Origin of the sequence: Enterobacter sp. TCD1-1, from assembly GCF_020567405.1 — a bacterium.
Taxonomy (GTDB): Bacteria; Pseudomonadota; Gammaproteobacteria; order Enterobacterales; family Enterobacteriaceae; genus Enterobacter; species Enterobacter quasiroggenkampii.
The window spans coordinates 159,073-174,145 of sequence record NZ_JAJCXF010000004.1 but is presented as its reverse complement, the minus strand read 5'-3'; the positions used below and the strand labels follow the sequence as shown (position 1 = coordinate 174,145).

The window sequence follows — 15,073 nt, the reverse complement described above, 5'->3', positions numbered from 1 at the left end:
ATGGTGCATCCGGGAGGATTCGAACCTCCGACCGCTCGGTTCGTAGCCGAGTACTCTATCCAGCTGAGCTACGGATGCAAAATGGCGGTGAGGCGGGGATTCGAACCCCGGATGCAGCTTTTGACCGCATACTCCCTTAGCAGGGGAGCGCCTTCAGCCTCTCGGCCACCTCACCACACAACGCCTCTTTCGAGTGCTCCGAGCAACTCGTTAAGAGCTTCTCGTCGCTGCGTGGCGCATATATTACTTTCTGGGACTTATAAGTCAAACAATTTTCCAAAAGCTTTTATCGTTTGCACAAATCACACGCAATTCGCATGTAAAAGCCGCAAAGAGGGTGTTTTATAAGCGGATTTTGCAGACATCTTCACAGAAAACTGATGCAGAAAGGACAGTGTTGGGACGAGATAAGGGTAGCGGAGTGGTTAAAAAGAGAGCGATTGAAATTAAACGGTAACTTTGAGCAGGAAAAATAGCGGGAGGGTTGCGTCTCGCCCGACAGCGAGACGCGACAATATCAGTAACTGGACTGCTGGGATTTTTCAGCCTGGATACGCTGGTAGATCTCTTCACGGTGGACAGATACTTCTTTAGGAGCGTTAACACCAATACGTACCTGGTTACCCTTTACCCCTAAAACTGTCACGGTGACCTCATCCCCAATCATGAGGGTCTCACCAACTCGACGAGTCAGAATCAGCATTCTTTGCTCCTTGAAAGATTAAAAGAGTCGGGTCTCTTGTATCCCGGCATTATCCATCATATAACGCCAAAAAGTAAGCGATGACAAACACGTAAAGTGTAAGCAGTCACGGCATCACATTCTGTTAAACGTAAGTTTAGCCGATATACACAAACTCAACCTGACTTTATCGTTATCGATAGCACAGTGAACAAGACGCCATAACGTTACCGCTATGGCGTCTGCTTGTGCTTTGTAGTTATTACAGTTTCGCGCTTACCCAGCTTTCAACGCTGGCTAATGCCGCAGGAAGTGCCGCCGCATCCGTACCACCGGCTTGCGCCATGTCCGGACGACCGCCACCCTTGCCGCCCACCTGCTGAGCGACCATACCAATCAGTTCCCCTGCTTTTACGCGGTCAGTCACATCCTTAGAGACGCCCGCAATCAGAGAAACCTTACCTTCTGCCACTGTCGCCAGCACGATAACGGTCGAACCAAGCTGGTTCTTGAGATCGTCGACCATAGTACGCAGCATCTTAGGCTCAACGCCCGCCAGATCGCTGACCAGCAGTTTGACGCCCTTAATGTCTACAGCCTTGCTGGAGAGGTTTGCACTCTCCTGCGCCGCAGCCTGCTCTTTCAGCTGCTGCAGCTCTTTTTCCAGCTGACGCGTGCGATCCAGCGCAACGCGCACTTTCTCGCCCAGGTTCTGGCTATCGCCTTTCAGCAGCTGCGCGATGTCGTGCAGCTGATCGCTCTGCGCATGCAGGCTGGCAATCGCACCTTCACCGGTCACCGCTTCAATACGACGCACACCTGCCGCCGTTCCCGACTCGGAAACAATGCGGAACAGGCCGATATCACCGGTGCGCGAGGCGTGCGTACCGCCGCACAGCTCGGTAGAGAAATCGCCCATGCTCAGCACGCGAACGCGCTCGTCGTATTTCTCGCCAAACAGCGCCATCGCACCTTTTTTCTTCGCGTCCTCGAGATCCATGATATGGGTCTCGATTGGCAGGTTGCGACGGATCTGCGCGTTCACCAGATCTTCCACCGCACGGATTTCAGACGGCTTCATCGCTTCAAAATGCGAGAAGTCGAAGCGCAGCACTTTGTCGTTAACCAGAGAACCTTTCTGTGCAACATGGGTACCGAGTACGTCGCGCAGGGCAGCGTGCATCAGGTGGGTTGCCGAGTGGTTCAGACGAATGCGCGCGCGGCGAGCTTCATCAACGTTAGCCTGGACGCCCTCGCCCACTTTCAGAGAACCGGAAACCAGTTTGCCCTGGTGACCAATCGCCTGACCGTATTTTTGAGTGTCGGTCACGCTGAAGCTAAAGCCATTTCCCTTCAGTTCGCCTTTATCGCCAACCTGGCCGCCGGATTCGGCGTAGAACGGCGTTTTGTCCAGAATGACTACGGCTTCCTGGCCCGCGCTGATGCTGTCTACGGCTTTACCGTCAACAAACAGAGCGGTCACTTTGCCGGTCAGTTCCAGCGCCTCATAGCCTTTGAATTCAGACGCGCTGTCAACGCGGATCATCGCGTTGTAGTCTGCACCGAAGCCGCTGGATTCGCGCGCACGACGGCGCTGCTCTTCCATCGCGGCTTCGAAGCCCGCTTCGTCAACTTTGATGTTACGCTCGCGGCAAACGTCCGCCGTCAGGTCAACCGGGAAGCCGTAGGTGTCGTACAGGCGGAAAGCAGTTTCGCCATCCAGCGTGTCGCCCTTAAGCTTCGCCAGCTCTTCGTCCAGCAGCGCCAGACCACGCTCCAGCGTACGGGCAAACTGCTCTTCTTCGGTTTTCAGAACCTGCTCTACCTGCGCCTGCTGGCGTTTCAGCTCGTCACCGGCTGACCCCATCACGCCAATCAGTGGCCCAACGAGTTTATAGAAGAAGGTGTCCTTCGCGCCCAGCATGTTGCCATGACGGATAGCTCGACGAATGATACGACGCAGCACGTAGCCACGGTTTTCATTTGACGGGATAACGCCATCGGCAATCAAGAACGCGCAGGAACGAATGTGGTCCGCGATAACGCGCAGCGATTTGTTGTTCAGATCGGTCGCGCCGGTCACTTCCGCAACGGCTTTGATCAGGGTGCTGAACAGGTCAATCTCATAGTTGGAGTTAACGTGCTGCAGTACCGCGGCAATACGCTCCAGCCCCATACCGGTATCAACGGACGGCTTCGGCAGCGGCTCCATCGTACCGTCGGCCTGACGGTTAAACTGCATGAAGACGATGTTCCAGATCTCAATGTAGCGATCGCCGTCTTCTTCCGGGCTGCCTGGAGGGCCGCCCCAGATGTGGTCGCCGTGATCGTAGAAGATCTCGGTGCACGGACCGCAAGGACCGGTGTCACCCATCTGCCAGAAGTTATCGGACGCGTAAGGCGCGCCTTTGTTATCGCCGATGCGAATAATACGCTCGCGCGGGATCCCGACTTCTTTTTCCCAGATTTCGTAGGCTTCGTCATCGGTTTCGTAGACGGTAACCCACAGACGCTCTTTCGGCAGGTTGAACCAGTTTTCACCGGTCAGCAGTTCCCACGCATATTGAATAGCATCGTGTTTAAAGTAGTCGCCGAAGCTGAAGTTACCCAGCATTTCGAAGAAGGTGTGGTGACGCGCGGTGTAACCGACGTTTTCCAGGTCGTTGTGTTTACCGCCCGCACGCACGCAACGCTGTGAGGTTGTGGCGCGGGAATAATTACGCTTGTCGAGACCAAGGAACACATCCTTGAACTGGTTCATCCCGGCGTTGGTAAACAGCAGAGTCGGATCGTTGTTCGGTACCAGGGAGCTGCTGGCAACAACCTGGTGTCCCTTACTATGGAAAAAATCGAGAAACGCCTGACGGATCTCAGCGGTGCTCTTGCTCATAATTATCCTGAAATCAAGCTAACGAAATGTCGTAGCCAGCCTGTATCGGTAAACCGTTGGACAGACCAGCTACTGGAAAAAGTGGGAATAAGATAAGTTTTCTTTGGTGGGAAGTAAAATCCCGCATGCGTTCAATCGGCAAAATTACGCCAGATATCCTGAATATCTTCCATCAGGAAGCCGCGGTAGAGCAAAAAGCGCTGGATTTTGACTTTTTCTGAAAATTCACGCGGCAGCGGTTCGCCGTACTTACGAATGGCCTGCTCTTTTGCCAGCTCGCACCAGTCAATGTCGCATTCGCGCATCGCTTTTTCGATGGACTCCCGGGCCACCCCTTTCTGGTTTAGCTCCTGCCGGATGCGCGCGGGCCCGTATCCCTTGCGGCCACGGCTGGCGAGAAACCGCGAGGCAAAACGCTCGTCATCAAGATAGCGATGCTCATAGCACCATGCGATGACGCGGTCATAATCTTCCGCGGTGGCATCAATCTCTTCCGGGCCGTTTTTACTCATCACCGGTGCCGACAGTTTTCGCCGCAGCTCCTGTTCACTGTGGTCACGAACGGCCAGGATGCGCACCGCGCGATCCAGTAGGCGTGCATACGCGGGTCGACGTGTTGTCGGTTCACTCATAAAAAACCTGCTGATTCAGAAATGCAAAAAGGGCCGCATCAGCAGCCCTTCATTGTTAAACGAAAGAATTAAAAGTCTTCGTTAGTTTCTTCAGCATCCGCGCTATCAACCGCGAAATCTGGCGTGGAGTCCTGGTTGTTCAGCAGCAGCTCACGCACTTTCTTCTCGATCTCTTTCGCCGCAGCCGGGTTCTCTTTCAGCCAGGAGATGGCATTCGCTTTACCCTGACCAATCTTGTCACCGTTGTAGCTGTACCAGGCACCCGCTTTTTCAATAAGCTTCTCTTTCACGCCCAGGTCAACCAGCTCACCGAAGAAGTTAATACCTTCACCATAGAGGATCTGGAACTCAGCCTGCTTGAACGGCGCAGCGATTTTGTTCTTCACAACCTTGACGCGGGTTTCACTACCCACCACGTTCTCACCCTCTTTCACCGCGCCAATACGGCGGATATCCAGACGGACAGAGGCGTAGAATTTCAGGGCGTTACCCCCGGTCGTGGTTTCCGGGTTACCGAACATCACGCCGATTTTCATACGGATCTGGTTGATGAAGATCAGCAGCGTGTTGGACTGCTTCAGGTTACCCGCCAGCTTACGCATCGCCTGGCTCATCATACGTGCCGCGAGGCCCATGTGAGAGTCGCCGATTTCACCTTCGATTTCCGCTTTTGGCGTCAGTGCAGCAACGGAGTCGACCACGATAACGTCAACGGCACCAGAACGCGCCAGCGCGTCACAAATTTCCAGCGCCTGCTCACCGGTGTCTGGCTGAGAACACAGCAGGTTGTCGATATCGACGCCCAGCTTACGGGCATACACAGGGTCCAGCGCGTGCTCGGCATCGATAAACGCACAGGTTTTACCTTCGCGCTGTGCTGCGGCAATGACCTGCAGCGTCAGGGTGGTTTTACCGGAGGACTCTGGCCCGTAGATCTCTACGATACGGCCCATAGGCAGACCGCCAGCGCCCAGCGCGATATCCAGAGAAAGCGAACCGGTGGAGATGGTTTCCACATCCATGGAACGGTCTTCACCCAGGCGCATGATGGAGCCTTTACCGAATTGCTTTTCGATCTGGCCCAGTGCTGCCGCCAACGCTTTCTGTTTGTTTTCGTCGATAGCCATTATTACTCCTGTCATGCCGGGAGAAGCGACTGTGCTTCACCGTGGATTTCTGTTCTGTTGGTGCAATTATACTGTATGGTCATACAGTATCAAGTGTTTTGTAGAAATTGTTGCCAGAGCGTTTTTAACGCATAAACGGTTGCCTGACGACGCACGCTTTCGCGATCGCCGCTAAAGCACTCCCGGCGGGTGATCCCTTCGCCTTTCGCGGTGGCAAAACCAAACCAGACGGTGCCGACAGGCTTCACGTCGCTGCCGCCGTCCGGCCCCGCGATGCCGCTAATGGAAATGGCGAAATCTGCACGCGCCGCTTTGAGCGCGCCAATCGCCATCTCGATGACCACCGGTTCGCTGACCGCGCCGTGCTGTTCCAGCGTGGATTCGCGCACGCCAATCATCTGTGCTTTAGCTTCGTTACTGTAGGTCACAAATCCGCGTTCAAACCAGGCGGAACTGCCGGCAATATCGGTAATCGCTTTCGCCACCCAGCCGCCGGTGCAGGACTCAGCGGTGGTAAGGGTCGCCCCACGTTGCTTAAGCGCAAGGCCAACTATCTCGCTAAGCTGCATCAATTCATGGTCAGTCATTCTCGCTCCAGGCATCAGAAAAACGTGCTGCACAAGATAGCACTTTCTCGTCAGATGTGGGGACGCGCTTCGGGTTTTACGAGGGAGCTTCAGAAAAAAGCCGGTGCGGGCGCACCGGCCGTGGAAAAGTTATTTCATGCTGTTGGCGAGCGTATTCACATTGTGGCGAAACGCCTTAACGTAGGTGTCTGCCACCCCGCCTTTGGCCGACAGCGCTTCGGGGTAAAGCTCGCCCCCCGGCTGCGCGCCCGTCGCCGACGCAATCTGCTTCACCAGACGCGGATCGAGCTGATTTTCCATAAACCAGGTTTTTACGCCGTCGGCTTTGATCTGATTGATAATCTCAGCAACCTGCGCCGCGCTGGCCTCGCTCTCGGAGGACAGTCCCTGCGGCGCCATAAACGTCACGCCGTAGGCACGGCTGAAATAGCCGAACGCGTCATGGCTGGTCAACACGTTACGCTTCGCCTGCGGGATCTGGCTAAAGCGCGTTTTGGCCCAGCTATCCAGCTGGTTAAGCTGCGTGATATAGGGTTTACCGGAGGCTTCCAGCGCGGCTCTGTCCTGCGGATCGGCTTTCACCAGCCCGTTCAGAATATTTTGTGCATATAACGCCCCGTTCGCCGCGCTGTTCCACGCGTGTGGATCGGTCACGGTCTTTCCATCTTCCTCAAGCGTGTGGGTTTTCACCCCGGTAGAGGCGACGACCAGCTGTCCTTTGAACCCGGAGGCCTTCACCAGACGGTCAAGCCAGCCCTCCAGCCCCAGGCCGTTTACCACCACCACATCGGCCTTGCTCAGCGCCGCGCTGTCTTTCGGCGACGGCTCGAAGGTATGCGGATCGCCGTCCGGCCCCACCAGCGTCGTCACCTTCACATGGTCACCGCCCACCTCCTGGGTGATATCCCCCAGTATCGAAAAGCTGGTGACCACATTCAGCGTTTTCGCCATCACGCCGTGCGACATCATCCCCAGCGCGAGCGCCACTGCTAATCCTGTACGTTTCATCGTTTCCCCTTGCGTTAAAAATACGCCCGCAGACTGCCAGCGAGCCTGCTTCGCGTACCCAATAAAATGGAAATAAAGAACAGCGCGCTGGCGGTGAGCACGATGGATGGCCCGGCCGGAAGACTCATCGCCCAGGAGAGGCTCAGCCCCAGCCATGCGCAAAAAATACCGCTGATGCCCGCCATCAGGAGTAACGCCGGTAGCGTGCGTACCCAGCAGCGAGCTGCCACAGCCGGCAGCATCATCAGACCAACGGCCATCAGCGTGCCGAGCACCTGAAAACCGGCCACCAGGTTAAGGACCAGCAGCGCCAGAAACAGTCCGTGCAGCAGGCCGGGCAGCCAGCGGGCGTTCACCTGTAACCAGGCGGTGTCAAACGCTTCGGTAACCAGGCCGCGATAGAACATCGCCAGCACGATAAGGGTGAACATGCACACCCCCGTGACAAACAGCGCAGCGTCGTTGTCCACGGCGAGGATGGAGCCAAACAGCAAATGCAGCAGATCGACATTCGACCCACGAAGCGATACCAGCGTGACCCCCAGCGCCAGTGAGCCGAGATAAAACCCGGCAAAGCTGGCATCTTCCTTAAGCGGCGTGCGGCGGCTGACCAGACCGGCCAGCAGCGCCACGGTAATGCCCGCGATAAAACCGCCGATACTCATCGCCAGCAGCGACATGCCGCTGAGCAGGTATCCCACGGCGACGCCCGGTAAAATGGCGTGAGAAAGGGCGTCGCCCATCAGGCTCATCCGGCGCAGCTGAAGAAACACGCCGAGCGCGGTGGTGCTGACCGAGAGCGCCAGGCAAACCACCAGCGCGCGACGCATAAAGCCGTACTCGATAAACGGCTGAAAAAAGAGATGCCAGATCATGCCACCCTCACCCGCTCGGTTTTCCATTGAGGAACGTCAGCATCCAGCCGTAACGTCTGCGGGAAGTGGCGCGACACCCGCTCACTGTCGTGCAGTACCGCGAGCAGCGTTTGCCCCTGCATATACATCTCCAGCATCACATCCATCAGCACGTTGCAGGTGGCCTCATCGACCCCGGTAAAGGGCTCATCCAGCATCACCAGCGGCGCCTGCTGCACCAGGACGCGGGCGAACAGCATGCGCTGGAACTGGCCGCCGGAGAGCTCATCGATGGTGGATAACACCATGGATTCCAGCCCGACGCGCTCAAGCGCGCTGACAATGCGCAGCCGCGTTTCGCGGCGAAACCCGGAAAACAGCGAAATGCCAGGCCAGCAGCCCATGCTTACCACGTCCCGTACGGTTAGCGGAAACTGCGCCTCCAGCGCGTGGCGCTGTGCCAGCCAGCCGATTACCGGACGCTTTCCCTGCCAGCGAAAACTGCCGCTTACGGGCGGGATAAACCCGGCGAGCGTTTTCAGTAAGGTAGATTTCCCGCAGCCGTTAGCGCCGACAATCGCGGTCATACTTCCATGCGCAATCGTGCCCGAGAGGGGTCGCGTCACGGGCTGGCGTTCATAACCCGCGACCAGTTCATTCATCACAATCATGGTAACGCCACCGCCCAGCGCACGGCCAGCCCGAGAACGACAATAAGCACCAGCGCCAGCAAAAGCCGAACCGGAGCAGACAGAGAAAAAAGGGACGTTGACATCTCGATACCAGTTTATATGTTATAACATAACAATAATGAAAGGTGATTAAGATGTAAATGGCAGGTTTGAAAAGGGAGTGTGGCGAAATGTTTCTGCAAAACGCCCTCTCCCATGGGAGAGGGCATCAGGCCGCACCGTGTGCGCGGCCATGCCGGGTGGCGGCGTTGCCTTACCCGGCCTACCCGTCGGGGTAACTTACTGACTAAACGGTGACGCCGCCGGCACGCGGGCCTGCGATACCGCCAGCCCCAGCTGCCATACGGCCATCGCATAGTGGGTGCTGTGGTTATAGCGGGTGATGGTGTAGAAGTTCGGCAGTCCGTACCAGTACTGATAGCCCGTTCCAACATCCAGACGCAGCAGGCTCGCCTGCTGTGCATTGCCCAGCGGCTGCGTTGGCGTTAAGCCTGCCGCGGTCAGCTGCGAAATGCTGTAGTTAGTTTTGAAGCCATTTTCCAGCCCCGGCGCCTGACCGTTCGCCTGCACCGCCACCTGGCCGCCCGGCACCCAGCCGTGCGCTTTGAAGTAGTTCGCCACGCTGCCGATGGCATCCACCGGATCCCACAGGTTGATATGGCCATCTCCGTTAAAGTCGACGGCATACTGTTTATAGGACGACGGCATAAACTGGCCGTAGCCCATCGCGCCGGCAAACGACCCTTTCAGATCGAGCGGATCGTCCTGTTCGTTACGCGCCATCAGCAGGAAGGTTTCCAGCTCGGAAGAGAAATACTCCGCGCGGCGCGGATAGTTAAAGGAGAGCGTCGCCAGCGCGTCCAGGATGCGGGTTTTGCCCATCACGCGGCCCCAGCGGGTTTCCACACCGATAATCCCGACGATGATTTCAGGCGGTACGCCGTACACCTGCCACGCGCGGTTGAGCGCCTCTTCATACTGATTCCAGAACGCCACGCCGTTTTGCACGTTGTCCGGGGTAATGAACTGTTTGCGATAGCGCAGCCACGCCCCGTTTGGCCCGCTCGGCACCTGGGCCGTCGGCGCCTGTCTGTCCATCAGGCGCAGCACGTAGTCCAGACGCTTGGCCTGAGACAAAATTTCGTGCAGCTGCTGTCTGTCAAAGCCGTGTTTGCTCACCATTTTATCGATGAACTGCTCGGCCGCCGGGTTATTCGCGAAGTCGCCGCCCATCTGCATCATATTGTGCTGCGGCTCCAGCAGGAATCCTCCGGAAGGCGCGCCCGCCGTTTGCTGAACGGCTTCGGTCTTAGGTTTGCTACTACAGGCAGACAGCAGAATAAGCGCAGGCAACAGCGCTGCATAACGACGCTTGAACATGAGACATCCATTTAACGGGTTCGATAAGAACCCAGTATGGTAAAGCATCCGCAACACCTCAAGGAAGCGGTACGCACCTCCCCAACGCAAATCCGTGCTTTTTTCCCCCGAAAATCATTCACCACGTCAATTAACTTTCAAAATAATACATTTTTCTTTCATTGTGAGATCTAACTAACACTTTAAAACCTTTCAAAGTGATTATTATTAGCCGCAGATAGACAAAAACAAACGCCCTACAGGAGAGAAGAATGATAGAAACCATCACCCACGGCGCCGAGTGGTTCATCGGGCTGTTTCAGAAAGGCGGAGAAGTGTTCACCGGCATGGTGACCGGGATCCTGCCCCTGCTGATCAGCCTGCTGGTTATCATGAACGCGCTGATTAACTTTATCGGGCAACAGCGTATTGAACGCTTCGCCCAGCGCTGCGCCGGAAACCCGCTGTCCCGCTACCTGATACTGCCCTTTATCGGCACCTTCGTGTTCTGCAACCCGATGACCTTAAGCCTCGGCCGCTTTATGCCAGAGAAGTACAAGCCGAGCTATTACGCCGCCGCCTCCTACAGCTGCCATTCGATGAACGGCCTGTTCCCGCACATCAACCCCGGCGAGCTGTTCGTTTATCTCGGGATCGCCAGCGGCCTTACCACGCTTGGCCTGCCGCTCGGCCCGCTGGCGGTGAGCTACCTGCTGGTCGGTCTGGTCACCAACTTCTTCCGCGGCTGGGTGACCGACCTCACCACCGCTATTTTCGAGAAAAAAATGGGCATCCAGCTTGAACAGAAGGTCCATCTTTCAGGAGCCACAGCATGAACCGGATCCGCATTGAGAAAGGCACGGGCGGCTGGGGCGGCCCGCTGGAGTTCGACGCCACCGAAGGCAAAAAGATTGTTTACATCACCGCGGGTACCCGCCCGGCGATCGTCGACAGGCTGCGCGAGTTGACGGGCTGGGAAGCGGTCGACGGCTTCAAGGAAGGAGAACCACCGGAGGCGGAAATCGGCGTGGCGGTGATCGACTGCGGCGGCACGCTGCGCTGCGGCATCTATCCGAAGCGCCGCATTCCGACGGTAAATATTCACTCCACCGGGAAATCCGGCCCGCTGGCGCAGTACATCCTCGAAGACATTTATGTCTCGGGCGTCAAGGAAGACAACATCACCCTGGTGAAGGGGACGTCTGCACCGCAAAAAGCGGCTCCGCGCGAGTACGACACCAGCAAGAAAATTACCGAGCAGAGCGATGGCATGCTGGCGAAAGTCGGGATGGGCATGGGTTCCGCCGTGGCGGTGCTGTTCCAGTCCGGGCGCGACACCATCGACACGGTGCTGAAGACCATTCTGCCATTTATGGCGTTCGTCTCGGCGCTGATCGGCATCATCATGGCCTCCGGCCTGGGCGACTGGATTGCACATGGCCTTGCCCCGCTCGCCAGCCACCCGCTTGGGCTGGTGACGCTGGCGCTGATCTGCTCCTTCCCGCTGCTGTCGCCGTTCCTCGGCCCGGGCGCGGTGATTGCTCAGGTCATCGGCGTGCTGATTGGCGTGCAGATTGGTCTGGGGAACATTCCCCCGCACCTCGCCCTGCCCGCCCTGTTTGCCATTAACGCCCAGGCGGCGTGCGACTTTATCCCTGTGGGGCTGTCGCTGGCCGAAGCGCGCCAGGACACCGTGCGCGTGGGCGTGCCGTCCGTGCTGGTCAGCCGCTTCCTGACGGGCGCGCCGACGGTGCTGATTGCCTGGTTTGTTTCCGGCTTTATTTATCAATAAGAGGTGCCTGCCATGACCGTGATTTACCAGACCACCATTACCCGCATCGGCCAGAGCGCCGCCGACGCGCTGAGCGACCAGATGCTGATCACCTTTCGCGAAGGGGCGCCTGCTGATATCGAAGAGTTTTGCTTCATCCACTGCCACGGCGAGCTGAACGGTGAGCTGAAGGCCGGGAGCCAGTTGGAGCTGGGCGAGGCGCGCTATGCCGTGACCGCCGTCGGCGACGTCGCTGAACAAAACCTGCGCGAGCTGGGCCACATCACCCTGCGTTTCGACGGCCAGCCGCAGGCGGAGTATCCCGGCACGGTTCACGTAACGGGCCCGGTTCCGCAGGCTGTCACCCCAGGCTGCACGTTAAAATTTGTTGCGTAATTAAGGAGATAGACATGAGTCAGGTTGCCGTTGTCATTGGTGGGGGACAAACCTTAGGCGAGTTCCTCTGCCGTGGGCTTGCCGCAGAGGGTTACCGCGTGGCGGTAGTGGACATCCAGAGTGAAAAAGCCGCCCGCGTGGCGGACACCATCAACACCGAGTTTGGTGAAGGAATGGCGTACGGGTTTGGCGCCGACGCCACCAGCGAGCAGAGCGTGATGGCGCTGGCCCGCGGCGTGGACGAGATTTTTGGCCGTACCGACCTGCTGGTCTACAGCGCGGGAATTGCGAAAGCGGCCTTTATCAGCGATTTCGAGCTGGGGGATTTTGACCGCTCGCTGCAGGTCAATCTGGTGGGCTATTTCCTCTGTGCCCGCGAGTTTTCCCGTCTGATGATCCGCGACGGCATTCAGGGGCGCATCATCCAGATAAACTCAAAATCAGGAAAAGTGGGCAGCAAGCATAACTCCGGCTACAGCGCGGCGAAGTTTGGCGGCGTGGGGCTGACCCAGTCTCTGGCGCTGGATCTGGCCGAATACGGCATTACCGTTCACTCGCTGATGCTGGGCAACCTGCTGAAATCGCCGATGTTCCAGTCCCTGCTGCCGCAGTACGCCACCAAGCTCGGCATCAAAGCGGAAGAAGTGGAGCAGTACTACATCGATAAAGTGCCGCTCAAGCGCGGATGTGATTACCAGGACGTGCTGAACATGCTGCTGTTTTACGCCAGCCCGAAAGCCTCGTACTGCACCGGGCAGTCGATTAACGTCACCGGCGGGCAGGTGATGTTCTGAGTTCATTCCCCGGTGGCGCTGCGCTTACCGGGGCTACAATCCACGCAGGCCGGGTAAGGCGCAGCCGCCACCCGGCCATTAAAGGAGCAGATATGGTTACCGCACTCATCACCGTCGCCGCCCTCGCCTGGCTCTGCCAGATGGCGTTCGGCGGCTGGCAAATCCACCAGTTTAACCGCGCGTTTGACGCCCTGTGTCAGAAAGGCCGCGTGGGCGTCGGACGTTCCGGCGGACGTTTTAAACCACGCGTCGTCGTGGCTATTGCGCTGGATGAAAACAATAACGTCTGCGATTCCCTCATCATGCGCGGCATGACCGTCTTTGCCCGTCCGGTGAAAATCCAGGCAATTAACGGCATTTCGCTGCAGGAATTGCAGCCTGATGTGATCTTTCCCCATGATCCACTCTGTCAGAATGCACTATCATTAGCGCTTAATCTGAAACATGGATAATTTCGTTGTGAAAGATATAGACTTGCGAAATTATCATTTCGCAACCTAAGGAACGAAGCGCCTATGAAACCTCGTCAGCGCCAGGCGGCCATTCTTGAGCATCTGCAAAAGCAGGGAAAATGCTCGGTAGAGGATCTGGCCCACTACTTTGACACCACCGGCACAACGATACGCAAGGACCTGGTATTGCTCGAAAACTCTGGCGCCGTCATTCGAACCTACGGCGGCGTGGTGCTCAATAAAGACGAAGCCGATCCGCCTATCGACCACAAAACGCTGATCAATACCCACCAGAAAGCGCTGATTGCCGAAGCGGCGGTGAAATTTATCCACGATGGCGACTCCATCATTCTGGATGCCGGCAGTACCGTCCTGCAGATGATCCCGCTGCTCAGCCGCTTTAACAACATCACGGTGATGACCAACAGCCTGCACATCGTCAACGCCCTGTCGGAGTTCGACAGCGAGCAGACCATCCTGATGCCCGGCGGGACCTTCCGCAAAAAATCCGCCTCATTTCACGGACAGCTGGCGGAGAACGCCTTCGACCACTTCAGCTTTGATAAACTGTTCATGGGCACCGACGGCATCGATCTGAACGCGGGCGTCACGACGTTCAACGAAGTGTTCAGCGTCAGTAAAGCCATGTGCAACGCCGCGCGGGAAGTGATTTTGATGGCAGACTCGTCGAAGTTTGGCCGCAAAAGCCCCAACATTGTCTGTAGCCTGGAAAGCGTCGACAAGCTGATTACCGACGCGGGTATCGATCCGGCGTTCAGGAAAGCGCTGGAAGAGAAAGGCATCGACGTGATTGTAACCGGAGAGAGAGATGAGTGATTTTCTGTTAGAAACGGGCCGCCAGACGCTGATGCTGGAGCTGCAGGAAGCCAGCCGCCTGCCGGAACGTCTGGGCGAGGATTTTGTCCGCGCCGCCAACACCATTATCCACTGCGAAGGCAAAGTGATCGTGGCGGGCATCGGTAAATCCGGCCACATCGGCAAAAAGATTGCCGCGACGCTGGCCAGCACCGGCACCCCGGCCTTCTTCGTGCATCCTGCAGAAGCGCTGCACGGCGATCTGGGAATGATTGAGAGCCGCGACGTGATGTTGTTTATCTCCTACTCCGGTTCGGCAAAAGAGCTGGATCTCATCATTCCGCGTCTGCAGGAAAAATCGGTTGCCCTGCTGGCGATGACCGGGAAATCCCGCTCGCCGCTGGCGCTGGCCGCCAAAGCGACGCTGGATATTTCCGTTGAGCGTGAAGCCTGTCCGATGCACCTCGCCCCGACCTCCAGCACCGTGAATACCCTGATGATGGGCGACGCGCTGGCGATGGCGGTGATGCAGGCGCGTGGGTTTAACGAAGAAGATTTCGCCCGCTCGCATCCGGCGGGGGCGCTCGGGGCACGCCTGCTCAACAAGGTTCACCACCTGATGCGCACTGACGATGCGATTCCGCAGGTCAAACTCGATACCAGCGTCATGGACGCGATGCTGGAGCTCAGCCGCACCGGTCTGGGGCTGGTTGCGGTGTGCGATGACGACGGGTACGTCAAAGGCGTATTCACTGACGGCGACCTGCGCCGCTGGCTGGTGGGCGGTGGCAAGCTGGAAACCAAAGTGTCGGACGCCATGACCCAGGGCGGGCTGACGCTGAACGCCGAGAGCCGCGCCATTGAAGCCAAAGAGGTGCTAATGAAGCGCAAAATCACCGCCGCACCGGTGGTGGATGACACCGGCAGGCTGTGCGGCGCCATCAACCTGCAGGATTTCTATCAGGCCGGGATTATCTAACCCTTCAGCCCGAGACGCTTCGCCAGCCGGTGCA

At 57.4% G+C, this 15,073-nt stretch carries 16 protein-coding genes and 2 tRNA genes; 7 read left to right on the top strand and 11 right to left on the bottom strand.

Annotation, left to right across the window (positions count from 1 at the left end):
• Position 1: 1 nt before the first annotated feature.
• From LJA86_RS17290 to mltB, 11 genes are all read right to left on the bottom strand, one after another.
• A tRNA-Arg gene (locus tag LJA86_RS17290) sits at positions 2-78 on the bottom strand.
• Positions 79-82: 4 nt separating this feature from the next.
• Positions 83-175, bottom strand: a tRNA-Ser gene (locus LJA86_RS17285).
• A gap of 342 nt (positions 176-517) precedes the next feature.
• Positions 518-703 (bottom strand): carbon storage regulator CsrA, encoded by a 186-nt coding sequence (gene csrA / locus LJA86_RS17280; protein ID WP_000906486.1) that lies wholly within the window; start codon positions 701-703, stop codon positions 518-520.
• A gap of 241 nt (positions 704-944) precedes the next feature.
• Complete coding sequence (alaS, locus tag LJA86_RS17275; protein ID WP_008499543.1) at positions 945-3,572, bottom strand: alanine--tRNA ligase; 2,628 nt, start codon at positions 3,570-3,572, stop codon at positions 945-947.
• 131 nt (positions 3,573-3,703) lie between these two features.
• Positions 3,704-4,204, bottom strand: a complete 501-nt coding sequence (recX, locus tag LJA86_RS17270; protein ID WP_032640869.1) for a recombination regulator RecX — start codon at positions 4,202-4,204, stop codon at positions 3,704-3,706.
• Between the two features lie 68 nt (positions 4,205-4,272).
• A complete protein-coding gene (recA, locus tag LJA86_RS17265) occupies positions 4,273-5,331 on the bottom strand; it encodes a recombinase RecA (protein WP_024907698.1) in 1,059 nt (352 codons plus the stop codon).
• Positions 5,332-5,420: 89 nt separating this feature from the next.
• Positions 5,421-5,918 (bottom strand): nicotinamide-nucleotide amidase, encoded by a 498-nt coding sequence (gene pncC, locus LJA86_RS17260; RefSeq protein ID WP_045908520.1) that lies wholly within the window; start codon positions 5,916-5,918, stop codon positions 5,421-5,423.
• Between the two features lie 129 nt (positions 5,919-6,047).
• Positions 6,048-6,926: a metal ABC transporter substrate-binding protein gene (locus tag LJA86_RS17255; RefSeq protein ID WP_229226484.1), complete on the bottom strand. Its 879-nt coding sequence runs from the start codon at positions 6,924-6,926 to the stop codon at positions 6,048-6,050.
• A 14-nt stretch (positions 6,927-6,940) separates the two neighbouring features.
• Positions 6,941-7,801, bottom strand: a complete 861-nt coding sequence (locus tag LJA86_RS17250; protein WP_024907701.1) for a metal ABC transporter permease — start codon at positions 7,799-7,801, stop codon at positions 6,941-6,943.
• On the bottom strand, positions 7,798-8,451 hold the full coding sequence (locus LJA86_RS17245) for a metal ABC transporter ATP-binding protein (protein ID WP_229226483.1): 654 nt from the start codon (positions 8,449-8,451) through the stop codon (positions 7,798-7,800). The genes LJA86_RS17250 and LJA86_RS17245 overlap by 4 nt, the downstream gene beginning before the upstream one ends.
• A gap of 300 nt (positions 8,452-8,751) precedes the next feature.
• Positions 8,752-9,852 carry a lytic murein transglycosylase B gene (mltB, locus tag LJA86_RS17240; protein WP_045908517.1) on the bottom strand — a complete coding sequence of 367 codons (1,101 nt, stop codon included), beginning with the start codon at positions 9,850-9,852 and terminating at the stop codon, positions 8,752-8,754.
• A gap of 251 nt (positions 9,853-10,103) precedes the next feature.
• Here mltB and srlA point away from each other — a divergent pair, with 251 nt between their 5' ends.
• From srlA to gutQ, 7 genes are all read left to right on the top strand, one after another.
• Positions 10,104-10,667 (top strand): PTS glucitol/sorbitol transporter subunit IIC, encoded by a 564-nt coding sequence (gene srlA, locus LJA86_RS17235; RefSeq protein ID WP_003862164.1) that lies wholly within the window; start codon positions 10,104-10,106, stop codon positions 10,665-10,667.
• Complete coding sequence (gene srlE, locus LJA86_RS17230; protein ID WP_229226482.1) at positions 10,664-11,623, top strand: PTS glucitol/sorbitol transporter subunit IIB; 960 nt, start codon at positions 10,664-10,666, stop codon at positions 11,621-11,623. Before srlA ends, srlE begins: the two co-directional genes overlap by 4 nt.
• 12 nt (positions 11,624-11,635) lie before the next feature.
• On the top strand, positions 11,636-11,998 hold the full coding sequence (gene srlB / locus LJA86_RS17225) for a PTS glucitol/sorbitol transporter subunit IIA (protein ID WP_045908516.1): 363 nt from the start codon (positions 11,636-11,638) through the stop codon (positions 11,996-11,998).
• A gap of 14 nt (positions 11,999-12,012) precedes the next feature.
• Entirely contained in the window at positions 12,013-12,792 is a 780-nt protein-coding gene (gene srlD, locus LJA86_RS17220; protein ID WP_023294411.1) for a sorbitol-6-phosphate dehydrogenase, read from the top strand.
• 92 nt (positions 12,793-12,884) lie between these two features.
• On the top strand, positions 12,885-13,244 hold the full coding sequence (gene gutM / locus LJA86_RS17215) for a transcriptional regulator GutM (protein WP_045908515.1): 360 nt from the start codon (positions 12,885-12,887) through the stop codon (positions 13,242-13,244).
• Positions 13,245-13,307: 63 nt separating this feature from the next.
• On the top strand, positions 13,308-14,081 hold the full coding sequence (srlR, locus tag LJA86_RS17210; RefSeq protein ID WP_021241949.1) for a glucitol operon DNA-binding transcriptional repressor SrlR: 774 nt from the start codon (positions 13,308-13,310) through the stop codon (positions 14,079-14,081).
• On the top strand, positions 14,074-15,039 hold the full coding sequence (gene gutQ / locus LJA86_RS17205; protein WP_008499559.1) for an arabinose-5-phosphate isomerase GutQ: 966 nt from the start codon (positions 14,074-14,076) through the stop codon (positions 15,037-15,039). The genes srlR and gutQ overlap by 8 nt, the downstream gene beginning before the upstream one ends.
• Positions 15,040-15,073: the final 34 nt, after the last annotated feature.